Genomic DNA, 25,007 nt, shown 5'->3' with positions numbered 1-25,007 from the left:
CTGATTTCTCGGACAGCCTGAGATTTTAACCATAATGCCGTTTTGTTTAGCGCTCTTACCGCTGCCAATTCTATTTTGGCTTTGTTAGCATCAATGTTGTGAATAATTCTCTCAATATTTTCATTAACCTCAATGTTAAACATCCTTCTCTCCAAGTACTGTACATTTTATATTCCATACTATTCCTGAATTATCTCGCAGTGGTGGAGAATATACTTTATATTTACGGCCATCAATAACAAAAATATCTCCCACCATTGGCCTCAGTACATCAAAAACATTTACCTCAAGAAAAAGCATCTCTCCCACAAATTGTCCTTCACCAATCTCGTATAATTTATCTGGCTGTTGCTTTAATACCTGTACAATATATGACTTATCCTTTGATTTATATAAAGCCACTTCTCCTAAATGGGCAAAACAATCTTTAAATAATCGCTTAATATTTTCTTGCACATTTCTCCGTTATATACTAACATTTACATGCTAAGAAGAGGTAAAGCATTCTTCTACCTCACACTGCTTTATAATTGCTCTACCTGTGTTGTTATGTTGCAACAACCCTGACTAATACCCCAGGTCTGTGACACATTGGCAGAGGATTTGACTGCGTATGTAAATCAGTCCCTCTATCAAACCTCCTTGGTTCTTGCTTTGCATATAGTGGCTGTCCAAGAGTATTCACTGTCTCATTAAAATCTGCTGGTGCAAAATATGTTGTAAATGTGCTTGCTGTTCCTAGTGGAAAACAGTGCCCTGTATCTTTCTCAATAAATCTTCTTACGGTTCCTTCAGGGTCAGTTGCTTGCCCTCTATATTCCTCAAATGTAATTCCACAGAACGTAAATCCTGATCTCATATCATTTCGAAGCGCTGCTCCTTCTTGCCATCTCTCGTATGCTTCTTTCACTTTAGTATGTGAAGTTAGTGCATCAAAAAACTCAGGGCTTACCAAGGCATGAATTCCGGTCATATATTCACCACTTAGATTATCTTCTATGTGCCGCAATACTTCCAGACACTTACGTTTTACATCTGTTGTTGCTGTTCCCAGTGCAAAATTTACTACTTTTGGCGTGATTTCAAATTCGTTGTACAGATTTAATAATTCTGACCCATCAGCATCTAAAATTATTCCTTTCAGCGCTCCCATTCGCAAATGCTCTAATGTTATTGCATGTTTGTTCCTCATCAATTGCAAATGATCGGTTATTACATCTGCCAGCGCTTTAAGTTCACTCTCTGATCCAAATGCCCTTATTCCCTGTACTTCCTCTGGTAACACTACATCATCATGTGGAATATGTGGAATCGTAAATGTTCTTACCTTTCTTTTTCCTCTTTTTCCTACTGTTGCTGGTGCTCCGGGTAACTGCGTTGGTAGTAAACTTAATACTCCGTTTTGCTCTTCTATGGTAATATGTCTAAATCTTACTGACCTACTTGGAAACAAATTTAAATTTTCAACTCGTCCATAATTTACCGGCAATATATTCATCGCATTTGTTAGTGCCGTCATACTAAATGCTGTATTTGTAAATGGATTTTGCATTCTTTTTCCCCCTTATTAATTTAAGTTACACTCCCTTGCGGACAATGATCCCTCGTCCTTCAAGTTGCTTTATTGCTGCAGCTTTCTGCTCTTCAGTGATATTTGCTGGCCATACAACTGCATGATCTGCTAGCATTGCTATACGTGTAATGATTACTGCTTTGGCATTTTCTGTCGCATTTACATCACTTACTATTGCACCTATCGCTGTTTGTGTACCATCTGTGGCAGTTGGATTTATTATCTTAACCATGCTATCTTTATCGAGAGCCACTACTGTACCAAGCTTTAGGTTCTGCCCTTTTGCTACTGTTATTTGATCTCTTGAATACAGGCTTGATGCCTCATACTTTAATAAGTCACTCAGATTATTTTGTTCGGTTATAGTACTCATTTTGCTTTTCTCCTTTTGTTATATATTTTAAATGCCTACGACTTTTCGCTACCTGCATCATCAACTCTTCTCCTGAATTCTGTGGTATTGTACTTATTATCTCTGTCTTCTTTGTTCTTTCTGCAAGTAATTCCATTAAAACCTCCCTTGCTTGCTCAACACTTACACCCTGCTCAATAAATTCTCCTATCTTTTCTGGCATCTTTGATATATTACATAAACGTATTAATTCAAGAACTTCAGTACGATACTTAGTTAAATTATTAGTTTCTTCTTTTAGGTCAGTTATAGTTTGTTCGTTCATAGTAATACTCCTGTTTTTATTAATATATTTAAACTCTGAAAGAATTGTAATTCCATCTGCAAGACCTATTTCTACTGCTTTCTCGCCAAAATATAGCCCTGCTTCTGTTGATTTGATTGCCTCTACAGAAAGGTTTCTATTGCGTGCTATTAGCTCAACCAGCATTTCATATAAACGATTCACTTCGCTTTTTAGATTTTCTAAACTCTCAGAAGTTATTGGCTCATGTGGATTTAAATCATTTTTTCTACTTCCTGCAAACACTGTGGTATATTTTATTCCACATTTTTCATCAAATCCACTTTGATCTATATGACTTGCTATTACTCCTATACTCCCAACTCCTGAAGTGCGGGTGAGAAAAATCTTTTCAGCGCTAGAAGCTATAGCGTACGCAGCAGAATATGCATCATCATTTGCTATCGCTATTATCCTCTTTTTTCCTCTTGATTCATAAATAAAGTCAGCTAGGTCAAATATACCGTTTACCTCTCCTCCGGGGCTATCTATTTCCAGTATAATTGTCTCTATGCTACTATCTGCTAATGCTTGTGTAATTTGTTCTTCTATTTGCTCATATGATGTCATTCCGAGCATTTCATCAAATGCACCAGGTTTTTTAGTTAAAATGCCATGTATCGGTATTATTCCTCTTTCACTATTTCTTACTGCATGTTTTATATTTTTAAAGATAGGCTGCTTTCCTGTTTGTAGTGACAGTAACTCAAAACTCCTTGGTTCTACCATTACATCTGTTTAGCCATTGTTGTTTCATATCACCTCTTGATTGGCCGTAACGTCAGAATCAAAACTTAAGCCCAGTTCACTTGCACGTCTTTGATCTTCTGCTATTTCTTGGTCAATTTCTTCTACATCATAACCCATTTCTGATACTACTTCCGCTCGACTCTTGAATCCATTTCTTACTGCCATCTGTTGTGCTTGTTGATCTTTCAGTGGATCCACCCAATCAAATCCCTGTGGTATCCATTTTACTTCTTCTTTCGCTGCTTTTGCCACTTTTTCATCTATACGGAGTTCTCCACAAAGTACTGCTAACTCTAGCCATCTACTCCATACTGGTCTACAAAATTGGAATACCATAATGTTATGTTGCAGCATAGCGCATCGACGACGAAACTCTATCAGTCCTGCTCTGATTGATGAATAATTAACACCGGTTAAATCTCCTGTTAGTTGTTCGTATGTTATCCCTGTGCCTATTGCTATTGCCCTCAGTTGCTGTCTCATAAATGCTTCATAGCTTCCTCCTACATCAGATGGCTCTGAAAACTTTATATCCTCACCTGGATCAAGTAGTTGCATAGTACCAGGTTCTAGGCCAGATAGTGCTACTCCTTGCTCACTTGCTTCACCTTCTCCCATGATATTTGCTTCTGGATCGAGTCTTGTAATAAATCCAGCAAACATTGCTGCTGTCTTTTTTCTCACTAATTCTGCATCATCATACTGGTCAAGTTCGTAAAGTTTTAAAAGCACGTTAGAAAGCCAAGGTTCCCCTCTAATTTGTCCAGGTCTCAGTGGTTTATAGATATGTAAAACATCGTTTGCTGGGACTCTTACTGACTCTCCAAAGGTATTTTCACCAGGGTGTTCTTTAAATAAGTAATAAGCTTCTCTTTGCCCAAGCTTGTTAAACTCAATCCCGTTTCTTATTACATTACCATTTGCTAAAGTTTGATTTGTTTTATTGTCTAAATGTTCAGACTCAAGTACTTGCAGTTGTAATGGCACAGAAAATCTATCTTCCAGCTTTCTCGTTCTTAAACGTACAAAACATTCTCCACCCTCTATCATACTTCTGCATACTAGAGCTTGTAATCCATAAAAATCACTTATTCCACAGCTATCTGCTTCATCTGTCCATCTTAGCCATAATTCTTGCACTTTTTTCCTAAATTTTGCATCTCTTGCTTTTGATTGCGGCTTTATTCCTGTTCCAATAGAGTTACTTACTATTGTATCAATAATATTTGCTGCATATGGATTTTTTCTCACCATATCACGTGACCTACTACGTAAAGTTTCAAGGCTTTGAGACAGCAAATTGTTTATACTTCCTAACTCTGGTTGAAAGTGAAAAAATCTTCTTCCTGAACCTGCTCCATCCCAAGCAGAACTTTTGATTTTTGGTTTGTTAAATAATTGCTTGAAGGTTTTTAGCAGCATTTATAAAATTCCTTTACTCGTTGAAAAAACAATTTTCCTCTTTCCAGCAATCTTTAGCTCAACTTTAATTCGTTGTCTTAAGCTTAGTAAATCATTTATATCTACTTCAGCATATCTTACAATATGGTCACCATATGCAATTGATACTACTCTCTCTCCATTTTGCAGTTTCTTTATCGCTTCTTCGACTTGAATTAGATAATCTTCGTTATACATTTACTACTCGCTGATCCATTTGCTTTTCACTATTTTCTTTGATTTTTTACTTTCTGGTTTTTCACTTAAACTATTCCATTTACTCTCTGGCCATCTATCTATTCCCAGTGCTATCGATGCTGCTCTTGCATAAATCCTACAGTCTAATACTTCATTTCTTTCTCTTACCTTCTGCCACTCTTGTTTGGTGTATCCTTTTACCACTTTGCTGACTAATTGCTCTGCTGTTAGCTGCTTAAAATATTCAGGTGCATATTCGGGAAAATGACAATATCCTGCTGGAGCTTCTTCACCTTCTTTTAAAACATTAAGTAATTGAAAAAGCTCTGACTTTAATATCGATACTCCTACTGGCCATAGCTTTATTCCTCTCTTTAGCTTTTGACCACCAACTGTTATATCTACTCTACTTGGGCTGCTAAGTGGCACTAGTGCTTTATTTACACCTTTTACTGCCATTACTCTTCCAGAGCCTTGATGACTTCTCACCCAATTGTATACTTCTTGTGTCGCATATCCTGCATCTACTGCCATCATGCTTATCATATACTCAAGCCCATTTTCACCGATAAAATGATGATTGAGGAGCTCCGAAAGCTTTCCCCATACTTCTCCACTTCCTGTATCTCCTTCAAATACTCGGTAGTCTATTGACCAATTTTCTCTGCCTTTTCCCCAGGCTACAACTTCTGCTTCCAAGCGATCTTTTTGAACATCTACTCCTGCTGTGAGAACTACTTCGCCTTTTGGTACTGTGCCAATCTGAAAAAATTCTCTCCTGTTAAATAATTGCTTCCAGTCCGGTACTTCTCCTTTATCTACCCAGGTTTCTCCAAGCGTAGTATTTATCCAAACTTTCAGTAATTGTTCACTTTCTTTCGCATGGAGAAAATCCTCTACTGCTTGAGTCCAACTATACCAGCCAACTGGGCTATAAAGACTTGAAAGATGAAATCCTTTTTTCTCACCTTTTATTGGATTTGTAGCTCTCCATTCTCCACGCTCAAGAATTCCTGTCTTTTGATGATTTTCTATCTTTTTACCACATTCTATACATATATAGTGTGCTGTATTTGGATTTTTATCTTCCCATTTTATTTGTGACCATTTTAATATTTGGTAATAATTACAATGCGGACATGGTACAAAAAAATATCTCTTATCTGTTACTTCAAATTCTTTCTCAATTCTGCTTATTCCATGAATCGTTGGTGTTGACACTAAAAAAATCTTTCGCCTTGCAAAGGTATTAGTTCGAGCAATACTAAGCAGTACTGGATCTCCTTCTCCTCCTGAATCTCCTGGATAAGCATCAATCTCATCAAGAAAGAGATACTTTACTGGCATAGACCTGAGACCTACACTGCTGTTTGCTCCAGTAATCACAACTATTCCACCTGGAAATTCCTTACTTTGTACAGTATTCCCTGAATCTCTTGATCTTGGGTCTTTTACTTTACTCTTTAAACATGGCGTACTCTCTATTAACGGTGCAAATCTTCCTTTTGACCAACGCTTTCCCATTTCAACTGTTGGCTGTACTACTAGCATTGGTCCTGGTGTTTGATCGATAATATAGCCAATCCAATTGTTACCAGCTTCTGTTCCTCCAATCTGCGCTCCTTTCATGAATACTACTTTTTCAGCCTGTGAAGAAGGAGATAGTGAATCCATGATTTCTTTTAAATAAGGAGTTCTTTCTGTTCTCCATTTACCTGGCTCTGATGCTGCAGTTGGCGCTAAAACTCGATACTCATTCGCCCACTCTGATACTTTAAGCTCTGGATCTGGTTTTAAACCTTCAGAAAAAGATGTAGCGTATATCATTGTCTGCATCTACTCATAATTGGTTCTATCTCAATATTGTTAACAGTAGAGTTTATTCCTCCACACTCCTCCAATTCCATAAACATCTTTTTCTGAAATTCGTTTTCTATATATCTTTTGCTCATCTCACTTACCATTATTGCTATAACAAAAGCAAATATCCCTGTTATTGTTGCAAAAATGATTGCACTGCTTATTGTTGTTGTTATCAACCCTATATATACTGCTACTGCTATTGCGCTGAATGTAGTATAGATGCAGATAATATTATTATGTTTTTTCGTCCTTTTATCTGCTATTTCTCTCTGTGCTATATATTTATTATGAAGGGTTGGAAAATTAATAACGGTATCTCTGCAGAGCAATGACCCATTTTTTTCAGTAAATAAAACTTTAAGTAACTCCAAATTATTTGATTTGATTGCTAAGTGCAGAACAGGTGTATAATTTGCTCCTTTTTTCAGTAGTAATTTTACTACATGTAAATGTCCTCTTTCTGCAGCAAGGTAAATCGGAGAGTGACCTTTATTATTTACAATATCAATATTGATTTCTTCTTTTAAAATTGCATCTACAATCTCAATTTCTCCTCTTTGTGCAGCTAAATGGAGTAGACTATTCTTTTCAGAACCGTATTTATTACTCATCAAAGCCTTCTTTATCTCAGGTTTAGCGTAATCAAATGGTGTTTTACCAGAGGGTCTATATCTTCTCGCGTTAGTAAAACTTCTATTGTTTTCAGTCTTTCAGCATAATGTAGTGGTGTTTTATTTTCGTAGTCCTGCAAATTTACTTGAGCATTAGGCTCCTTTATTAAGCATTTGAGGATATCAAGACATAAGTCTCTTTCATCGTAATTAGTATTACTTACAGCTATATGAACAGGTGACAATTTCATTGAGTTTTGTCCCATGCGCGCGCTATTCACATCTGCTCCTAGTCTCAGTAGTAACTTTACTATCTCCAGCTTTTTGTTATTAACTGCATAGTGCATTGGTGTCTGATTTCGTGCATCAAAGACATCTATTTCAGCATTTCCTTCTTTCACTAAAATTTTGACAACATTTTCATGTCCTATGCCTGCTGCTAGATGTAATGGAGTATGATGCAGAGCATTTCGTACATTAACGTCAATACCTTTTCTGATCAAATATCTAACTGCATTAACTTCACCTATCATTGCAGCTAAATGAAGTAAGCTATCTTGTTCTGACCCGTACTTGTTATTAATTAGCGCTTGTAATATTTCTGCTTTTTTCCCTTCTTTGGCGTAATCAAGAGATGTTTTACCTTCATTATCCTCCACAAAAGGATTAATATTCTTCTTCGTGAGTAATAAATCCACCATGCTTAATTCATCAAATTCTATAGCACAATGTAGTGGTGTCTTTCCATTTAATCCTCTGACATTAACATCTAATCCAGGTTGATTAATGAGACACTTTATTAACTCCAAACTTAAGTTATCAGTCATTTTATATTCAAAATCTTTTTTATATTTGAAATTTAGTATTAGATAATTCTTGTAATGAGTTTGTAATCTCTTCAGTTAGCGCCATATGAATCTTTTCAGTGTCACTCAGTGATGCAAGCAGTGCTGAAACTCTATTTGGAATATTAAGCAAATTATTACGGACAACTCTTGCTACGTTAAATGCTTCAGTTTTTACCTCTTCAATTGACACAAATTTGCCTATTTCAGCTTTCACTTTAGCTTCCAAAAGTTTACCACGCTCGGTTTCATTTTTTATTCGCGTTTTTAGCAATATCGTTGAAAGTGTTTCTCCGCGCTCTTTTCTCCTAAGTGGTTGACTTGGATCTCTTATTGCTGCTACCGCTTCATTTGCTTGTTCTCGGTCAATAAGTCCATCTTCCAGCTCAACTATTCCTTTTTTTACTAAAGAACAGACATATTGCCTCGAAAACCCTTTTTCCCTTGCCCATTCTGCTTGCGTAATTCTCACCTTTTTTTCTCCTTTTTTAGCACTGCTCAGCTATAATTTCGTAAGTAGTTAACATTTGAAATATATCTAACGCTAAAGAAGGCCCGAGGTCAGGACCACCAAACCCGCCAGTATGGCCGAAAGGACCCACTTTCTATAGTGTTTTTAATACACTAAAATCTTTACTAAAATTCATAACATAGAACATTAATGCTAAAGAATCTGCTTCATTATCATCTGTTGGACAAAAACCCTTTTCCTGCACTGCTTCAATTACATCAGCTTTACTTGCATTTCCCTTGCCAGTTATAAAACGTTTAATAGTCTTAACTGAAACACCTTGATAGGGAATATTACTTTCCTCGCACCAAGCAGAAAGGTGTGCTAAAAACCCTCCATAGATATGTGCAGCATCAGTTCCCAAGTGTCTTCTCACTTCTTCAAAGTATACAACTTCAATACCTGGAAATTTATACTTAAGTGCATTAAGCCAATTACGAAAATTTAAAAACTGCACTCCACCACCACTAAATCTGCTAACATGAAAACTCTTACTTCCACTTTGCACTATTCCATCATGTAAAATAGTCCAACCAGTTTGTTTGCCAAGATCTAGGGTGAGCATTTCCTTTCAATTGCTGAGTACATATATATACAAGATTTGGAAAATTTTCGTCCAAAAAATCTTCAATTTTTGAAAAATTTTTTATAATTAACTCTTTCTTGAAGATGTTTATTTAAAAACCTTACTTATCCTAAACATGATTTTTCTACTTTTAGAGTTTTTTTTATTATTCTAATCTTATATTTTATATGTTTTTATATATGTGTATATTTTTATATATGTATTATATATATATTATATATAAGGGTTTCAGGAAGCTAGAATCCTCCATATTGGCGGACTTTAGATATGCCGTTCCTAGGAACGGTTTTAGGAACGCATGGTGAAAACCCTCCATACAGGCTAATTCTAGATTCCTGATTCCTAATTCCTGATTTAGGAAGCCAGTAATTAGGAACGGAACTCAAGGCCATAGAGAGTATATTTTTTAACTATTTTCCTCTTAAAAATTTAAGCTATTCTTTTAACAGTGAAGTCCATGTTTTTTGATCCTTACTCTTTTCTGTTCAGGTGATCTTTTTAAAAAGATGCTGACAATTGTGATGAGCAAAAAATTGTTAGAACATGTTCATAATCTTTTGAGGAGCAAAGAAGTGAAAGCAAGAACAACCATTTGTAAGCTAGTGTTGAGTTTACGCTCGCAATTTTTCCACAACCGTCTGCATTTTTTTCCAACCAAGCAAAACAACCCATCTTTTTGGCAATATAGCAAAGGTATGTAATTCGCTCCGTTTTATTACCTCAACAGTTGCACCAATAGTTGTTTTTATTTGTGTTGCAAAATTTTCTCCTTATATGTTGAAATTAAGTCTTTATAAGTATTACAAAGTAGTAATATGAAAGATATATAGAGAAGAGGAACCGTTTTTCTCCTTGGTCATAAGGACCGTTTTTCAGCTAGGTTCTCTTCTCTGTTTATTATACTGAAAGTTCCGAACAACTGACTGAGCTTTTAGGCTCGTATATAAGGGTGGAAAATGCAGTATTATAATTATTCTTATGGAGAGATTATGAACTCATCAAGTATCATTGCTGGCGTTGATGTTAGCAAAAATAAATTAGATATCCACGCTCATCCACTTGAGCATCATAAAGTATTTGAAAATAACGTTCAAGCTATTGATCAAATATTCGACTTTCTACGTTTGCATAATGTAACCAAAGTTGGATTTGAAGCAACCGGCGGGTACGAAAAATTATGTGCTTATACCTTACTAAACTATGGTTTCGAAGTATATGTCATTCAACCTAGGTGGATTAGAGATTATGCAAAAGGCCTTGGCATTACTACTAAAACTGATAAAATAGACTCCAGCATTATTTCACGTTATATTAATAATGCAGACATGCGTGTTACTCCTTTAAAAGTTAGTAACATTGATTGTTTGAAGCAAAAATTATCTCGCAGAAATCAACTAGTGGAAATGGCAAAGATACAAAAAACTCAAGCTCATCAGATAACTGATGTATCCATCATTAAACAAATAGAAGATTTGCTTGTAATTTTACAAAATCAAATTCAAATCTTGGAAGATGAAATGATGGCATTAGTTGATCAAAGTCAAGAGCTTAAAGAAAAATACATATCAATAACTAGTATACCAGGTGCCGGTAAAACCTTGGCTATTACCATGATCTGTTACATGCCAGAATTAGGAACTCTTAAACATAAAGAAATATCTAGCCTTTCTGGAGTTGCGCCATTTAATCGAGACAGCGGTTTTAGTAAAGGAAAAAGGTGTATTCAAGGAGGTAGATCGCAAGTTAGAACAGTTTTGTATATGTGTATTCTGAGTGCACAAAGGTACAATTCTTATATAAAAATCTTCTTTGATAGGCTATATGATCAATACAAAAAACCATATAAAGTTGTTTCTACTGCTGCCATGAGAAAATTACTTATTCTTGCTAACTCTTTAGTAAGAGATGGTAGAGTGTTCACTGAGGAATATATCCTAATTCTGTTTTTATCTAGTACTAGCGTAGCTGTGAATAAATACGTCCACACAAACTTTAAGTATTTATTCACAGCTACATCAATTTTTCTATTGACTTTTAACACAACTGCTGTATAGCCAGCATCAGCGAGTATATTTTTGACTTCAGAGAGTTTTGCTTTAGCATTTTTAACCATTTTTACAGCACTAGCTGCTTCTGCCGTTGTTATATGAATTGCGTGTGGAAGACCTTGTGTATCAACTGCAATATGACTTTATACCTGAAATTTTTTTACCTGCATCATAGCCCTTTCTTTCAGCAGTATCTGCGTTTTTAACACTTTGAGCATCAATTATACAGAAACTGGTTTTCTCTTTCCTACCATTGTTGATACGGACCTTTCTAACTAATTTTTTTTAAAACACTCTCCAAAATACTTTCTTTATCTTCGCTTGGTTTTTCGCTTCATTTTTTAAAGTAGTCGTAATAACTTCTCCATTTTGGAAACTCTTGTGCTCCACTGGCAACAGCTTTTTAGACACTCCACAAAATACATCATAAGTTTTCTTGGTTTTGTCTTCTTTCTGCAAGACTCTAGGTTTGATAAAATTACCGCAAACTTTTCTCGACTTATGCCGCTTGGTTCTCATATTCTACTTTATATACCTTATCCTCTTAGTCTATTCCTTTTTTGAGATCATGTACAGGCTCTCAGAAGATTGTGAACAGATTCTAAAGCTACTTAAAAATGAAAATTTATTAATTAAATATTATAGTTAACAATAATACTAATTTGACATATCACTTGGAATAGTGCTAAACTGTATATATTAAGCGATTAGGGGGTTTATATGTTAGGTGATATTATAAAACAAGTTAGAGACTCAGATGTGAAAGCATTATCTGAGATATTTAGTAGAAAAAAAATTTATAGATTAGTTGATGGTAGCGAAAAAAATTATAAAGCTTACCTAGCAGATATAGTTTCAGAGAATTGTGATTATCCCATCAAAGAAGTAATTTTGCCAAAAGAAATAATACCTAATTTGATTACCTTGGAAGCCTTCGCTGTTGCTCATAGGAAAGACCCTTCAATTTCACCAATTTTATTAAAATACTTTACTCATAAAAATTTACTAAAAGAAGCAAAAAAGGATTTGAATAAGATAAATCAAAAATTGCAAGATTCAATGAATGAGGAGATAAAAAAAGCTGCAGGAAGAGCAGAAGATGGCGCGCAAAGAGATAGCTGAGTTATCTGGTAAAGAAGTGAATGTAAAACAGAGTGAAGAGCTTGCTAAAAAGAGTACAAAAATTACCGAAACTGCATCTAGAATTGAGAAAATTGAGTTATGTAAAGAGGACATAAAAAATCTTCTTAGTGGTAAAAAAGCGACACCCAGAACTTATCCACAGAAATATTATTCCATATTAAATGGTGAACTTACAAAAGTGATAGAGGAAAAACTCAAAGCTTATGTAAAGGATGATGAAGCTGATGTTAAAAAAACATATCAAAGCCTTAATAATAAAGCAGAAAAGATCAAGATGTTAAGAGGTGCAAAACTATTAGCAGCAGGAGCTTCTATGGTGTTTTTTGCGTCTGCTCCTTTTGTCGGATTTTTGATTGGTACAATTGCAGGTGGTAGGTATCATGAAGAATCTTTGGCTAAGACATACTACTTATATACAATAGCGATTATGCTCTCAGTTGCTGCTATATCACTTACAATAGCAGGTGTGGTTCACTTAGCAAATAGGCATTATGAACAAAGTTTTGTGAAGGAGATGGAAAATTTCGTAGGAGAAATACAACATGTAGATAAGTTAAGTAATACTGAAGATAAAAAGAAACTAGAACAAAAAGAGGAGGACCTTTCTGAAAAAGAGAAACAATTTGCACCTTTAGGTAATCTATATCCAGATCTTTCGCAAGAGTTTCCAGAGAACTATAAAATACTCTTCAGAGAGCCAAGCAGCGATATTAGTTCTGCTCTACCTATATCTAATATAATGCAGAAAAAGATGTAGTTATAATTAAGAGAATAGACAGAAAGTTTCACTACTTAGATATCACTAACGAAGGAGGCTTATAGTTACATAGATATGTTAAAACAATAGAAGCAATATACTAACCCAAAAACTGTTGTAAAATCGAGAAAACTTCCATTTATTAAAGATGCTATGGTGGAACTATATTAGCAGTTTAAAGAATAGACCTGCTGCAAAAGGAAAGTTGCTGTTTCTACGGTAGTCTATTTTCAAAAAAATCTGATTTTAAAGTATATTACAGGAGCGAAACCTGGTCATTTTTTAACCCTTGAAAAATGCTCCATTTTTGTTTTGCAGCAGGTCTAATCTCTTTACAGCTTCATGTAAAACATTTAAAAACTCTCAGCAATTCAACTCTTTATAAAATTCATATGTAACTAATACTTTTGGGTTAACCCCACTCTACTACACTTTGGAACTTAAAACCTTGAACTGTATTATTTTAAATTGTATCAGTATTATTCTCAAAAAAAAATAACAGAATATCAATAGATTAAAAATCGCATCAGTATTATTTATTTTTGCTCCTGTCCTACATAACAGCATTAATAACTCTCATCCTTAAAAGCATCAATTTGTTTTTAAGGAAAGTTATGAAATTACAAAACTACCATATAGTTATTAAAAATGTAAAATATCAAGCTTATAGACTGAAACTTGCTAAGTGCTTTATTAATGAAGCTCACGAAGATCTTGAGCAAGAACTCTTCTGTGAAATTTGGCCATATCTTGATCAGTATGATGAAGACAAAAGTAGCTTTAATACCTTTGTAGCAAGATTAACTGAAAATAAAGCTATTAACTTGCTAAAGAAACAGCGATGTGCGAAACGTGATATCAACAATTACATTAGTATTGATGTAACAGAGCTATTTGAGGGTGAAATAACAAAACGCATTGATGTAGACTATATGATCTCGGTTTTACCAAAGGAATGGCAAAATATATGTGAGCAACTTAAGTTTTTCAACTTACATGAAGTTGCCAAAATGAACAACGTTTCAAGAACCACTTTAAACAATATTATCAAGAAGATACGTGCCAAACTTTTTCCTATTTACTACGCAGGCAAAAAGAAAAATTGAACAAAATTTTTGCCTTTCTTGTATATATACACATCGTAGCATGGATAAATAATGGTTCTTAAAATTTTGAATAATAATGAAAGATTGCAAACAATATCAACTGTAAAAATGGTCATCTTTGGTCCTTATGGTATTGGTAAAACAAGTCTCCTAAAGACCGTAGATGAACCAACACTTTGCCTTGATTTTGAAGCAGGGCTTCTTGCTGTTCAAGATTGGCAAGGAGATTCAATTAGTCTTCGCACTTGGAATGAAGCTAGAGATACTGCTTGTCTTATAGGGGGGCCTAATCCTGCGCTGAAGTCTGATCAAGCATATAGCCAAAGACACCATGAACATGTATCTGGTAAGTACAAAGATCTTTTCTCTGAGTTTTCTAAATACCGATGCATCTTTGTAGATAGTATAACCGTTGCTTCACGTTTATGTCTATTATGGGCAAAAATGCAACCTGAGGCTTTTTCTGAGAGATCGGGAAAACAGGACATGAGAGCTGCATATGGATTACTTGCTCAGGAAATGATGGCTTGGCTCAATCAATTTCAACACATCAGAGACAAAGACATCATCATAGTTGGCACTTTAGGTCAATATCTCGATGATTTCAATCGTCCAATTTGGCTACCTCAATGCGAAGGGGCTAAAACTGCTAGTGAAATTCCTGGGATAGTTGACGAAGTAATCAGTATGATTGGAATCAAGAAAAATGATGGAACGGAGAAGCGCTCTTTTGTTTGCCACACTTTAAACCCTTGGGGATACCCAGCTAAGGACCGTAGTGGACGCCTGAGTATGGTTGAAGAACCACACTTAGGTAAGCTGCTTACAAAGATTAAAAGCAAGTTTTAAAATTTAAACATGGAGAGTGATATATGTTACAAAACCTATTAACTGATTTTAACACTGTAAAACCGCAAAGTAGATTGATACCTAAAGGGACAATAGTAAAAGTAAAAATGACAATCAAGCCTGGAGGTTATGAGCATTGGTTTACTAAAAGCCCCACTACCGGTAGCATTTATTTAAATACAGAATTTACCGTTATTGAAGGCCCATACGCAAAGCACAAAATTTATCAAATAATTGGTATTAAAAGTAGTAAAGCAGAAGATACTTGGGGAGAAATGGGTCGTTCTATGCTTCGCAGTATCTTGGAATCGGCACGTGACATTCATCCACATGATAACTCAGAAAATGCAATCCTTGCTCGTAAGTTAAATTCAGTTGCAGAATTAAATGGCTTAGAGTTTACAGTAAAGGTAGGTGTTATAACTGATGAATATGGAGAGAAGAACAAAATTGCCTCGGTAGTTACTCCAGAATACCGCAAAAATTATGAAATTGACAGAGTACCATTTTGAAGTACGACGAGGAAAAGCTTTGGTCTGCTGTCGTTACTAGAGGTATTCAGGACGCAGTAGGAAAAAACCCAAAGCTAAGAGAAGAAGCAATTAATTGGCTGAATTCAAAATCTTTTGAAACTGTTTGTGAGCTAGCTAATCTCAACTTTACACGTATGAAAAATATGTATGGGAATTTTATGTCTAAAAAGCAAAAAGAGTTAAAGATGTTATTGATTGATAATATCAAGGAGTGTGTTTCTTACCTACTTCCAAATGGTGAGTTTTACCGAGAAAAAACTTATATTGGAGACTTAAATGGAAATACAATTACAGTTAAAATAGTAGGTAAGGAAGCTGGTGATTGGCGTAATTTTACTGAAGGAACTGGTGGTGATATTATTGATCTTTGGATTTTAATTAAGGGTGATATATATTCTGCTAGAAAGTGGCTCAATAAAAAATCAAAGAGTGGAGAAAAAAAAGGGCGGAAAAGAGAAGAAAAAATATTTTCTGTAAAGCAGTACTTAAGTGATCAATCACCAATACCAGAAGATATAATAGCTCCACGAATTCTCACTCCAGGTGGTCTTTTAGTCATTGGTGGTACGCCAAAGGTTGGCAAAAGTTATTTTCTTCTCTCTTTGCTTGCACATCTTGCAGCAGGAGTGTCATTTCTTAAGATGAAGTCAGCAAGACCACTAAAAATAATCTATCTACAAAATGAGATGGAGTACAATTATATCAGGGAACGCATACAACAAATCATAACTAATCAAAGGCTGCCAAATCTAGCAGAAGAAAACTTGATTGTTACTACAAAGATGAGATTAACTTTAAATGATGAAGGTATAGAGAAAATAAAAGATATTATAAAAGAAAAGTTTGATATCAAAATGATAGACCTTATCGTTTTGGATTCCCTTGACTATGAAAATATATTTTCTGGCCTGCAAAGCAGAATAGAAAAACTACGTTCTGTAATTAATCCTACGGCTGGAATCATTATTACACGTCATACCAGAAAAGTATCCACAGCTACACTAGCAAAAAGTCCTTTTCAAGCTTTAATTGGTGCTAATGCTTTAAGAAGTTTTTACACGTCTGGTATGGTAATGTTTCAACCAAGTAAACGCGCAAATGTCTTGCAGGTAGTATATGAGCTAAGAAACGGTAAATCAATACCAGCAAAATTCATTAGCAGGGTAAATGGGCGTTGGCAGAATTCTAAAATTATAGCTACGGCTTAACTTGTCCGCAAAAACGGATACTATGGTAGAGCTAAAGACTCAGCTTTTGCAAAATATCAGATCTTGTCTTTTTCATCTATTACCAAGAGGGACATTTCGTGGTGATAAGTTTTATGTAGGTGATGTACAGGGTAACAAAGGCAAAAGTACTGTAATAGAATTAACAGGCGAAAGAGCTGGATTATGGAAAGATTTTGCAACAGGAGAAGGCGGTGACATTATCGACCTTTGGGCAACGGTACATGGGAAGAATGCCAAAATAGAATTTCCTGAAGTAATGCTTTCAATAAGTGAATGGCTTGGCATCAAAGAAAAAATTAATATTAGAGATCTAGAACAATACCTGACTTGTAGCTGGAACTACTACGACGAGAACAATCAAGTAATCGTAATAGTCTACCGTTATGATCCTCCTCTAGAGAAAAAACAGTTTAAACCATTTGATGTTAAAAAACAAAGATTCAAAGAGCCGGAGATAAGACCACTCTACAACATTCCAGGTATTTTAAAGTCCGATAAAGTTATTCTGGTTGAAGGAGAAAAATGCGCAGAAGCACTTATAGAGAAAGGAATAACTGCAACAACAGCAATGTTTGGAGCAAATGCGCCTATTGATAAAACAGATTGGACTCCGCTTAAGGGCAAGCATATTATTATTTGGCCAGACAACGATGAAGCAGGTAATAAATATACCAAAAACGCTGAAAAGAGACTTTTAGAACTTGGTGTTGCATCACTTGCTACGCTTAAGATTCCACCGAATAAACCAAAGAGTTGGGATGCTGCTGATTGTGTGTTAGAGGGAATAAATATTGAAGAATTTATCGAAAAAAACTCAAGAAAAATAATTATTAAACCACCACTTGATATTTTTAGCTGGAGCGTAGAGCGTTTTGTAGGCCCAGTACCAAAGCAAAGATTCTTGGTTGAAGGATTATTTCCTTTGGGTGTAACCTCCATTTTGGCTGCAATGGGAGATACAGGCAAAGGTATGCTACTTCTTGACCTAGCCCTCAAGGTTGCAGGTAGCATAGATCAGGTATGCGGATTTGGTCCACTTGTTACTGAACATGGATCTGTGGTGGTATTTTCTGCGGAGGATGATACAAATGAAATACATCGTCGCTTAGAACGACTTGATCCAAAATGCGAGAGATTGAAATATAAAGGTAGGCTATTTATTGTACCATTACCAAACATCGGAGGATCTCTTACCATACTTAAGAACGTTCGCGGTAAAGTTGTAGAAATCTCTCCAGAATTTGAGTCGGTAATGAAGCAGCTGAGCAGGATAAAGGATTTAAAGCTCATTATATTTGATCCCCTTGCTTCTTTCATTCATGCAGATTTAAATGCTGATCCAGCAGTAGGGGATTATCTCATGTGTTTATTATCTGATTTAGCATGTAGCACTGGAGCTTCAATAATTACTGCACATCATATGAGAAAGCTGAAGGGAGAAAAGCCTATATCAACAGTAGAGCAAGCACGAGATGCTATTCGAGGCACTTCTGCTCTCGTAAATGGAGTCAGGTGTTCTTTTGCTTTTTGGCCTGTTGAAGATATGACTAAACCAATGATTTTTAGGTCAATTAGAAAAATCCCAAGACAAAATGCACTATTTTATGGAGCTGTTGTTAAAGCAAATGGCCTGGCTGATCGTACCATACGCACTTACCTAAGAAATGAAGAAACAGGGCTATTGGAAGACATCACTGAACAATTAAAAGCTCAAAATATTAGCGATAAAGATCTTAAAATATATCTTATTGATTCAATTGCGCGAGCTGCTATTTCAGGACATCCATTTACTCACACAGGAAGTGCAGGAATACATAAACAACGACATAGACTGCCTGAAGTTTTTCATAGTATGGGAAGAGATAGATTAGAGCGTATAGTGCAAGAGCTTTTACAGGCAAAGCAAATAGTTAAAGGAATGGCTAATGGTTCAAAAGAGGATAAATGGCTCGATATTAAAACAGGACCATTTGCACGTGGAGTGGGAAAATTTATTCATGGAGCTGAAAAAAACTATTTTTGATAACAAAAAACTCTATTTTTTTATAGTCAAAGTAAAAGGGTTAATACGATAACCATGTGATGATCTTTGCCAACCAAGGGTTTGTATTACATCATCACGTTCAATACTTAATCCTAATTTCTCAGCCAATGTAGCTTTGATCGTTTTTTGCATCTTGTTTAATGGTTTTCTGATTTGATGTTCTAAATCTGCTTCTAAACTAAGTCCCAAGAGTTTTTCTAACTGATTAATATTGAGAAGTGTATGTTTTTCAGGTGGTAATTCTTTCTCACAGTCATGTAAAAATTGCTTGAACAATATTCGAAAAATATTAAGGCATGATGCAGCTTTTTTATTTATAACTTCAATACTATTAACATATACCATACCTTTAACTACTTGTAACTCCAAAAGTTTTGTTGGTATAATTGGTTCAACACGTTTAAGCGAAATATATGAAGCTGGTAAAACTTGCAAAGAAGTATTTTCTACCACCTCTGGTACTCCTCTTTTATCTGCCTCTTGGAATATCTCAGTTACAGTCTTAAGCTGACAAAACAGTTTCACCATTGGCACTACATATAGATTCAGCAATAGATTTGGTATATCTTTTTTTAGAGTGATGAGAACTGTCGGATGGACTCTAAGTTTATCTATAGTTAAAAATATCGCATCAGTACAAAAATCAAGGATTATTAGATTTACAATACGACCTTGATTACAAATATAATAAACTCCTTTTTCCACTTTTTCCCACATAAGTCTTGAATCATTCAACTTTGTTTCAAACCAGTCTATGACCTTTTCTGTATTTAAGTATATGGATAAGAGATGAAATCTCTGTTTTTGATAAGTATTAGGCAGAATATGACGAGAACAGTTTTCACAAATAGCGTCATCACATGCTTCATCAAAGTCTGAATCGATAAAAATCTCATTGCTACAACTTGAATCAATTACATTTGGCCAATCAAGATGATCTTCTTCACGAGAGCAAACAATATAATACCTTTCTTGCATTTTTATCAATCCAAGATCGAATAAGTATCTTGCTGCTTTAATATGATTTTGGCTTGGATTAATCCAGGAACCATTTGAACTTAAAAGATCAGCAATTTGCTCGTGAAAGAATTTTAAGACCATAAGATTGTTCCATATGTTTCTTCAGGTCCTCTCTTTCTTTTTTATTGAGTGGATGCTCTGAATAATAAACTTCCCCACTTATTTTGAAAGAAAATGTTACCTTTTTGTTTTGGAACATTACTTTAGCTGATTGAATAGATTGTAGTATGTTGCCAATAGCTGGCTTTAAAATATGTAACTCTGGTGCAATAGGATCATACGGTTTTACACTTAAAGTAAGATATGTATTACTATTTTTAAAATAATCTGACTTAAAATTTAACTCAAATATACAAATGTCAGAGTCAGAACCATCTATACATGCTTGAAGAAATTTGTGCACTTGTAGTGGAAAGTTCTTATCTTGTATATTTACAAAAGTACATTCGCAGTCAAAATACCCACTTACAATGCTATTTGCTATTTCCACAGCTTTATTAGTATTTTTAGCACAGAGATTAACCTGAGTGCCATCAAGAGAGAAATCTAAAATCATCCACTCAGGTTTATGACCATGAACAACTTTGTTTGAATTAAGCAGTAAATCCATGTCACTTCCTCGACGTACAAACATATATATTCGATCTTGATGATGGAAAAAACCCTGCAACTGGTCATCATCCTTAAGTATCTGCTCTACAGCTTCTTGTGACATAAACTCTTTAAATGAAGTGTTTATTTGTCTTGGTGATTTCTGTAGAGCAAATGATATGAAACCTTTCTTTTGTACTTTATCAAAATGATAGACAGATTTTAGAAATTCACAATTTATGTGAAACAGTAAAAATAACAAGGATCTTTTATCATACTTAGTATTATTTTTTATCAGGTACGATCTCATTAACTCTTGAGTGAGGGCAAATCTTGCTACTTCACTGACTGTAGCTTCAAGTTTCGTACGATCAAAGTAGCTAATGAGATAATAGTTAAAAAGAGAGTCAGAGTAACTGGCAAGTATCTTACGTTTTTGTTGAGTGGATCTATCATCGTAGTCTCCGTCTTGAAAAAGTTGTCCATTTAAATGATTTTTAAAGCAATGCTGAAAAATAATGCTCAGTTGTTTACCAGAAAGGGAATCTAACCAAGACTGACGTATATTAGAATCCTGAAAACGATCTAATAAAAGGTTAACAGGAACTTCTAAGTCGCTCTCCCAGAATTTATGACTTGGATAAATCTCCATAACATATTAAATAAGCCATGTTATACATAATATGATGATTTAGGCAAAGATTTTTTGGACATAATTTCTTCAAATCTTGTATATTTATTAGGGAGAATTTGTGTGAACTAGATAGCTTTCTTAAACGAGACATAAGGTGTGCATTGGTTTAGTTTAATAGAAGTCTCCTAACCTATAAAAAAATTCACAGGAAGAAAAACATGCAAAAAGGAGAGTTGGCTATTTATTGGGGTTATAAGCCTAATCGATTGGCAGATACATATCTAGCAGATGCTTATGAACAATTATTGAAATGTAAAATAAAGGAGGTGAAAGAAAATGACAACAGTAAGCTTATATGCAAGAGTTTCATCAAGACAACAAGCACAGGAGAATACGATAGAGAGTCAGATTGTAGAATTGGAGCGTCGCATTAGTAGCGATGGACATGAGTTATTAGATGAGCATAAGTTTGTCGATAATGGTTATAGTGGATCAAATTTAGAACGTCCTGGCTTAGAAAATTTACGTGATAGAGTAGCAGAAGGTAAGATTGATAAGATATATATTCATTCACCTGATCGGCTATCACGTAAATTTTCATATCAAATGATCTTACTCGAAGAGTTTAAAAAGGCTGGATCTGAAATAGTATTTTTGAATCATAAGTTTGATGATAATCCGGATTCCCATTTATTTCTACAGATTCAGGGAGCAATAGCAGAGTATGAACGTGCAAAGATTATGGAACGAAACCGTAGAGGTAAACTTCATGCGGCCAAAGCTGGGTGTATAAGTGTGATGGGTAGGGCGCCTTACGGTTATCGCTACATAGCAAAACATGTAGGTGAAGGAAGTGCTCAATTTGAGGTTGATGAAGAAGAGGCAAATATAGTGCGTAAAATATTTAGTCGGGTTGGCCAAGAAAGAGCAAGTATAGGAGAAGTTGTACATGAACTGAATAAGATACCGGTAATAACACGAACAGGAAAAAGGTATTGGAAAAGGAGCACTATTTGGAACATGTTAAAAAATCCTGCTTATATAGGACAAGCAGCTTATGGTAAAACTAGGACATGCTCAAAACCACAAGTAAAAAAATCAAAAAAAGGAACTTGTGGTAAACTTAAAAGTGGTCGCTTTAATAGTGATAAAGAGAATTGGACTTATATTCCAGTACCAAAAATAATCAATGAGCATTTATTTGATTCAGTGCAGGCACAACTAACTGAAAATAGGCAAAGAGCAAGAGTACGACAAAGAAGAGAAACATATTTATTGCAAGGTTTAATGGTATGTCAACGTTGTCAATATACTTATTGTGGTACAAACCACGTTCATAAAAAGTCGACATATTATTACTATCGTTGCTCTGGTACAAACTCTAGCAAATTCAATGGCAATAAAATCTGCGATAATAAATCAATACGCACTGATATATTAGATGGAGTTATATGGGAAGAAGTCAAGAGTATCTTGAAAGAGCCAGATAGGATTGCAAATGAATATCAACGTAGATTATCAGAGAACAAAAAACCTTTACATAATCAAACACGTGAAAAGCAAGAAAGTAAGTTAAGATTAAGTATCAAAAAATTTATTGATAGCTATGCTAAAGGGTTTATAAGCCAAGAAGAATTTGAACCAAGAATCACAACAATGAAACAGCATTTGAAAGAAATTGAAGAAGAGAAAGAAAGAACGCTTGATCAAAAAAAACTACAACAAGAATTGAGCCTTGTTACAGATAGCTTGAAAAACTTTTCCTCAAGTGTTGAATCAAAGCTTGATCAAGTGGATTGGCAGACTAAGCAAAATATTATTAGAATGTTAATTCATCAAATTGAAATCAATCACAATCACTTGTATATAGTATTTCGCATAAAAAGTCTTGCAAATTTTGATCAAAATAGCCATAATAGAATTATGCAATGTTGTACTAGCAGTCAAAGCAACAAGGACAACATTGCAAATTTAGAGTTCAAAAGGGTTATTCCTCGAGAACTACTGCGTCAGAAAGTTGGCGTTGAATTTGTATATAATGTTGACCTTGGAGGTTTTTATGAATAATAGTGAGAGAAAAGAAAAATTGGAAACTCGCATTTTATCAAGTAGAGGCAGGTCTTTACTTGACCATGAGCTACTGGAACGTACTCTATCTGAATGTGAAGAAGGAAGAGAAGTGGCCAAAAAGCTAATAGAGCTCTTTAGTAGTTTAGGAAGGGTAATTAACGCTGACTTTCATGAGCTAAAAAATGTTACAGGAATGAATGATGGAGCAATAGCAAGTATCTTTTGTCTGAAAGAGATTTTCGATAGGATACTGAAAGGTAAGTTAAAAAAGCTGTCGATTCTTGATAACAGAGAAGAGCTACTAAAATACTTTAAAACAGCAATAGGGCAGTCACGAAAGGAAAGCTTGCGAGTAATATACTTAGATCGAAGTGGTCATTTGATATACGAGTATATTCAAGACTGTGGAACTATAGACAGAGTACCTCTATATGTGAGAGAAATAATCAAACAGGGATTACTGATCGATGCATCATCTATTGCAATTTCACATAATCATCCAAGTGGAGATACAGAACCATCAAAGGAGGATGAGGATAACACACTTACATTAGCTGCAACCTGCGAAAATGTAGGAATGAAATTAATAGATCACATAATCGTAACACAGAAGAGCCACTTTAGTTTTTATGATAGTGGTTTATTGTAATCTGTAGACCGGAAGGAAAGTTCTCCAACTTTCCTTCTTTTTTTCTACTTCATAAATTAAAAAATTCAATATAAGCTTGAGCAGCTAAAATTAGTAATGAAAGGTGGAATTAGGCAAAAAAATAAAAGAGCTTAGATTATACTGTGGTTTAACACAAACTGAGTTGGGAAAGAAAATAGGCGTTTCGTATAGACAAATACAAAGGTACGAAAATAGTTCAAACCAAATTTTGGCCAGTAGGCTATACGACTTAGCAAAAGCACTATCGATTAATGTGGCTGATTTTTTTACTGATGTGCATGTCGACTCACATGAAACTTATGATGAAGAAATACTAAAATTAGTCAAAGGATATAATGAAATTAAAAGCAAAAGGTTACGTAGCGTAGTTTATATATTGGTAAAATCTTTTTCTCAAAGTTACAATGAGAGTTAGTATTGCTTCAATACCTCAGTTAATATATTAATAAATGATTGTACAAGATGAACAACATCCTATTGATAAACAAATAGGTGAAAGAATAAGGAAGAGAAGGTTAATATGCGGTTTTAGCCAAAGAGACTTAGGAAAAAAGCTCGGAATTTCATTTCAGCATATACAAGGATATGAAACTGGAGAGGTAAGGCTTGTAATTGATAGATTGTATAATTTGGCAGAAGCTTTGTCCGTTGATATGTCATATTTTTTTACCAAAGCTTCTGAAGACTTACACGATAAGGCCTTTTGTAGCGATGTGGGTAGTGAAGAAATATCAAGGCTAGTGAGGGAATACAGGAAAATTAAGGATGAAACGTTGCGTGATATTGTGCATTCAGTGATAAAAGCGCTTGCCAATAAATAATATTGCCTGAATATATCTTCAATCCACTTCTACAAGCAATGCTAGTTAAGGTAAATTTTTTATGGTAATTTTGATTAAATTTCAAGAACTACTTTACTTTGCAATAATTATGGCTATGTAAAAACATAGCCACCAATCAAGAACGTCCTACAGATGTCGTTTTGGTATCTTTTAATTTGCTCACCCAAGAAAAGGTCTCACTACTTTTAGAATTTTGGTCGCCCCACCTTCCACATCTAGTAAAGCTGCCTTTTTCCACTACTTCTTTAACAGACATTCCACCAAATAAACAACCCTTTCCTACGATTTCTCCTATTTCTTGCAACTCGTTCCACATTTCTTCATCTTCTACCTCAACTTGTACTTGATGATAGTCTTCTGTGTCATGATATACCATTAAATTTAGCTCTCCTAGGCTAG

Annotated in this window: 25 protein-coding genes and 2 pseudogenes; 12 read left to right on the top strand and 15 right to left on the bottom strand. The window is 34.8% G+C overall.

The window, feature by feature from the left end:
- Positions 1-135: 135 nt before the first annotated feature.
- The 11 genes and pseudogenes from OPR39_RS07080 to OPR39_RS07030 form a co-directional block, all read right to left on the bottom strand.
- Entirely contained in the window at positions 136-456 is a 321-nt protein-coding gene (locus OPR39_RS07080) for a head-tail joining protein (RefSeq protein WP_264377373.1), read from the bottom strand.
- A gap of 91 nt (positions 457-547) precedes the next feature.
- Positions 548-1,552: a major capsid protein gene (locus tag OPR39_RS07075; RefSeq protein WP_265039414.1), complete on the bottom strand. Its 1,005-nt coding sequence runs from the start codon at positions 1,550-1,552 to the stop codon at positions 548-550.
- A 25-nt stretch (positions 1,553-1,577) separates the two neighbouring features.
- The gene (locus OPR39_RS07070; protein WP_262986414.1) at positions 1,578-1,946 is read right to left on the bottom strand and encodes a head decoration protein; all 369 of its coding nucleotides are present in this window, start codon (positions 1,944-1,946) and stop codon (positions 1,578-1,580) included.
- A complete protein-coding gene (locus OPR39_RS07065) occupies positions 1,921-2,997 on the bottom strand; it encodes a S49 family peptidase (RefSeq protein WP_406833340.1) in 1,077 nt (358 codons plus the stop codon). Before OPR39_RS07065 ends, OPR39_RS07070 begins: the two co-directional genes overlap by 26 nt.
- A gap of 24 nt (positions 2,998-3,021) precedes the next feature.
- On the bottom strand, positions 3,022-4,440 hold the full coding sequence (locus tag OPR39_RS07060; protein WP_265039198.1) for a phage portal protein: 1,419 nt from the start codon (positions 4,438-4,440) through the stop codon (positions 3,022-3,024).
- Positions 4,441-4,656, bottom strand: coding sequence for a gpW family protein (locus OPR39_RS07055; protein WP_265039197.1), 216 nt, complete (start codon positions 4,654-4,656; stop codon positions 4,441-4,443).
- A gap of 3 nt (positions 4,657-4,659) precedes the next feature.
- Positions 4,660-6,483: a phage terminase large subunit family protein gene (locus OPR39_RS07050; protein WP_265039195.1), complete on the bottom strand. Its 1,824-nt coding sequence runs from the start codon at positions 6,481-6,483 to the stop codon at positions 4,660-4,662.
- A pseudogene (locus OPR39_RS07045) lies at positions 6,480-7,957 on the bottom strand (ankyrin repeat domain-containing protein). The gene OPR39_RS07050 and the pseudogene OPR39_RS07045 overlap by 4 nt, the downstream one beginning before the upstream one ends.
- A 19-nt stretch (positions 7,958-7,976) precedes the next feature.
- Positions 7,977-8,447 (bottom strand): hypothetical protein, encoded by a 471-nt coding sequence (locus tag OPR39_RS07040; protein ID WP_226079475.1) that lies wholly within the window; start codon positions 8,445-8,447, stop codon positions 7,977-7,979.
- Positions 8,448-8,580: 133 nt separating this feature from the next.
- Positions 8,581-9,051, bottom strand: coding sequence for a RuvC family protein (locus OPR39_RS07035; RefSeq protein WP_265039193.1), 471 nt, complete (start codon positions 9,049-9,051; stop codon positions 8,581-8,583).
- 568 nt (positions 9,052-9,619) lie between these two features.
- Positions 9,620-9,842, bottom strand: a pseudogene (locus OPR39_RS07030) (IS5/IS1182 family transposase); the annotation flags it as partial.
- Between the two features lie 219 nt (positions 9,843-10,061).
- Between OPR39_RS07030 and OPR39_RS07025 the strand changes: the two are divergent.
- Entirely contained in the window at positions 10,062-11,126 is a 1,065-nt protein-coding gene (locus OPR39_RS07025; RefSeq protein WP_458694311.1) for an IS110 family RNA-guided transposase, read from the top strand.
- Between the two features lie 279 nt (positions 11,127-11,405).
- Here the strand turns inward: OPR39_RS07025 and OPR39_RS07320 are convergent, their stop codons facing one another.
- Entirely contained in the window at positions 11,406-11,639 is a 234-nt protein-coding gene (locus OPR39_RS07320; protein WP_406833339.1) for a hypothetical protein, read from the bottom strand.
- A 201-nt stretch (positions 11,640-11,840) separates the two neighbouring features.
- Here OPR39_RS07320 and OPR39_RS07015 point away from each other — a divergent pair, with 201 nt between their 5' ends.
- From OPR39_RS07015 to OPR39_RS06985, 7 genes are all read left to right on the top strand, one after another.
- The gene (locus OPR39_RS07015) at positions 11,841-12,242 is read left to right on the top strand and encodes a hypothetical protein (RefSeq protein ID WP_265039189.1); all 402 of its coding nucleotides are present in this window, start codon (positions 11,841-11,843) and stop codon (positions 12,240-12,242) included.
- Positions 12,220-13,020, top strand: a complete 801-nt coding sequence (locus OPR39_RS07010) for a hypothetical protein (protein ID WP_265039187.1) — start codon at positions 12,220-12,222, stop codon at positions 13,018-13,020. Before OPR39_RS07015 ends, OPR39_RS07010 begins: the two co-directional genes overlap by 23 nt.
- Before the next feature lie 614 nt (positions 13,021-13,634).
- Positions 13,635-14,126: an RNA polymerase sigma factor gene (locus tag OPR39_RS07005; RefSeq protein WP_182365598.1), complete on the top strand. Its 492-nt coding sequence runs from the start codon at positions 13,635-13,637 to the stop codon at positions 14,124-14,126.
- Positions 14,127-14,177: 51 nt separating this feature from the next.
- Positions 14,178-14,975: an ATP-binding protein gene (locus OPR39_RS07000; protein WP_265039185.1), complete on the top strand. Its 798-nt coding sequence runs from the start codon at positions 14,178-14,180 to the stop codon at positions 14,973-14,975.
- Positions 14,976-14,998: 23 nt separating this feature from the next.
- Positions 14,999-15,487, top strand: coding sequence for a hypothetical protein (locus OPR39_RS06995; protein ID WP_015587751.1), 489 nt, complete (start codon positions 14,999-15,001; stop codon positions 15,485-15,487).
- Complete coding sequence (locus OPR39_RS06990) at positions 15,484-16,716, top strand: AAA family ATPase (protein WP_265039183.1); 1,233 nt, start codon at positions 15,484-15,486, stop codon at positions 16,714-16,716. The genes OPR39_RS06995 and OPR39_RS06990 overlap by 4 nt, the downstream gene beginning before the upstream one ends.
- Before the next feature lie 22 nt (positions 16,717-16,738).
- A complete protein-coding gene (locus OPR39_RS06985) occupies positions 16,739-18,760 on the top strand; it encodes an AAA family ATPase (protein ID WP_265039181.1) in 2,022 nt (673 codons plus the stop codon).
- Positions 18,761-18,772: 12 nt separating this feature from the next.
- Here OPR39_RS06985 and OPR39_RS06980 read toward each other — a convergent pair whose 3' ends face one another.
- Both OPR39_RS06980 and OPR39_RS06975 read right to left on the bottom strand, forming a co-directional pair.
- Positions 18,773-19,882 (bottom strand): hypothetical protein, encoded by a 1,110-nt coding sequence (locus OPR39_RS06980; protein ID WP_265039179.1) that lies wholly within the window; start codon positions 19,880-19,882, stop codon positions 18,773-18,775.
- On the bottom strand, positions 19,848-21,044 hold the full coding sequence (locus tag OPR39_RS06975) for a hypothetical protein (protein ID WP_265039178.1): 1,197 nt from the start codon (positions 21,042-21,044) through the stop codon (positions 19,848-19,850). The genes OPR39_RS06980 and OPR39_RS06975 overlap by 35 nt, the downstream gene beginning before the upstream one ends.
- 318 nt (positions 21,045-21,362) lie before the next feature.
- Here OPR39_RS06975 and OPR39_RS06970 point away from each other — a divergent pair, with 318 nt between their 5' ends.
- The 4 genes from OPR39_RS06970 (at position 21,363) to OPR39_RS06955 (ending at position 24,587) form a co-directional block, all read left to right on the top strand.
- Positions 21,363-23,093 (top strand): recombinase family protein, encoded by a 1,731-nt coding sequence (locus OPR39_RS06970; RefSeq protein ID WP_265039420.1) that lies wholly within the window; start codon positions 21,363-21,365, stop codon positions 23,091-23,093.
- Positions 23,086-23,745 carry a JAB domain-containing protein gene (locus OPR39_RS06965; RefSeq protein ID WP_012673223.1) on the top strand — a complete coding sequence of 220 codons (660 nt, stop codon included), beginning with the start codon at positions 23,086-23,088 and terminating at the stop codon, positions 23,743-23,745. Before OPR39_RS06970 ends, OPR39_RS06965 begins: the two co-directional genes overlap by 8 nt.
- Before the next feature lie 103 nt (positions 23,746-23,848).
- Complete coding sequence (locus OPR39_RS06960; protein WP_041582615.1) at positions 23,849-24,181, top strand: helix-turn-helix domain-containing protein; 333 nt, start codon at positions 23,849-23,851, stop codon at positions 24,179-24,181.
- Positions 24,182-24,215: 34 nt separating this feature from the next.
- A complete protein-coding gene (locus OPR39_RS06955) occupies positions 24,216-24,587 on the top strand; it encodes a helix-turn-helix domain-containing protein (RefSeq protein WP_041582616.1) in 372 nt (123 codons plus the stop codon).
- Positions 24,588-24,723: 136 nt separating this feature from the next.
- On the opposite strand, the gene OPR39_RS06950 is transcribed toward OPR39_RS06955, so the two are convergent.
- The gene (locus tag OPR39_RS06950) at positions 24,724-24,984 is read right to left on the bottom strand and encodes a hypothetical protein (RefSeq protein ID WP_264331268.1); all 261 of its coding nucleotides are present in this window, start codon (positions 24,982-24,984) and stop codon (positions 24,724-24,726) included.
- Positions 24,985-25,007 lie beyond the last annotated feature (23 nt).

The sequence above is a fragment of the Wolbachia endosymbiont (group A) of Yponomeuta plumbellus genome, from assembly GCF_947251575.1.
In the GTDB taxonomy this organism is placed as follows: Bacteria; Pseudomonadota; Alphaproteobacteria; order Rickettsiales; family Anaplasmataceae; genus Wolbachia; species Wolbachia pipientis.
The sequence above is the reverse complement of the archived record's forward strand: the minus strand, read 5'-3'. Positions and strand labels throughout refer to the sequence as shown.

Bases quoted from the DNA above. Each gene is read 5' to 3' on its own strand.
- OPR39_RS07075 (WP_265039414.1), bottom strand. From the start codon at position 1,552: ATGCAAAATCCATTTACAAATACAGCATTTAGTATGACGGCACTAACA.
- OPR39_RS07070 (WP_262986414.1), bottom strand. From the start codon at position 1,946: ATGAGTACTATAACCGAACAAAATAATCTGAGTGACTTATTAAAGTAT.
- OPR39_RS07065 (WP_406833340.1), bottom strand. From the start codon at position 2,997: ATGGTAGAACCAAGGAGTTTTGAGTTACTGTCACTACAAACAGGAAAG.
- OPR39_RS07060 (WP_265039198.1), bottom strand. From the start codon at position 4,440: ATGCTGCTAAAAACCTTCAAGCAATTATTTAACAAACCAAAAATCAAA.
- OPR39_RS07055 (WP_265039197.1), bottom strand. From the start codon at position 4,656: ATGTATAACGAAGATTATCTAATTCAAGTCGAAGAAGCGATAAAGAAA.
- OPR39_RS07050 (WP_265039195.1), bottom strand. From the start codon at position 6,483: ATGATATACGCTACATCTTTTTCTGAAGGTTTAAAACCAGATCCAGAG.
- OPR39_RS07035 (WP_265039193.1), bottom strand. From the start codon at position 9,051: ATGCTCACCCTAGATCTTGGCAAACAAACTGGTTGGACTATTTTACAT.
- OPR39_RS07025 (WP_458694311.1), top strand. From the start codon at position 10,062: ATGAACTCATCAAGTATCATTGCTGGCGTTGATGTTAGCAAAAATAAA.
- OPR39_RS07320 (WP_406833339.1), bottom strand. From the start codon at position 11,639: ATGAGAACCAAGCGGCATAAGTCGAGAAAAGTTTGCGGTAATTTTATC.
- OPR39_RS07015 (WP_265039189.1), top strand. From the start codon at position 11,841: ATGTTAGGTGATATTATAAAACAAGTTAGAGACTCAGATGTGAAAGCA.
- OPR39_RS07010 (WP_265039187.1), top strand. From the start codon at position 12,220: ATGGCGCGCAAAGAGATAGCTGAGTTATCTGGTAAAGAAGTGAATGTA.
- OPR39_RS07005 (WP_182365598.1), top strand. From the start codon at position 13,635: ATGAAATTACAAAACTACCATATAGTTATTAAAAATGTAAAATATCAA.
- OPR39_RS07000 (WP_265039185.1), top strand. From the start codon at position 14,178: ATGGTTCTTAAAATTTTGAATAATAATGAAAGATTGCAAACAATATCA.
- OPR39_RS06995 (WP_015587751.1), top strand. From the start codon at position 14,999: ATGTTACAAAACCTATTAACTGATTTTAACACTGTAAAACCGCAAAGT.
- OPR39_RS06985 (WP_265039181.1), top strand. From the start codon at position 16,739: ATGGTAGAGCTAAAGACTCAGCTTTTGCAAAATATCAGATCTTGTCTT.
- OPR39_RS06980 (WP_265039179.1), bottom strand. From the start codon at position 19,882: ATGGTCTTAAAATTCTTTCACGAGCAAATTGCTGATCTTTTAAGTTCA.
- OPR39_RS06975 (WP_265039178.1), bottom strand. From the start codon at position 21,044: ATGGAGATTTATCCAAGTCATAAATTCTGGGAGAGCGACTTAGAAGTT.
- OPR39_RS06970 (WP_265039420.1), top strand. From the start codon at position 21,363: ATGACAACAGTAAGCTTATATGCAAGAGTTTCATCAAGACAACAAGCA.
- OPR39_RS06965 (WP_012673223.1), top strand. From the start codon at position 23,086: ATGAATAATAGTGAGAGAAAAGAAAAATTGGAAACTCGCATTTTATCA.
- OPR39_RS06955 (WP_041582616.1), top strand. From the start codon at position 24,216: ATGATTGTACAAGATGAACAACATCCTATTGATAAACAAATAGGTGAA.
- OPR39_RS06950 (WP_264331268.1), bottom strand. From the start codon at position 24,984: ATGGTATATCATGACACAGAAGACTATCATCAAGTACAAGTTGAGGTA.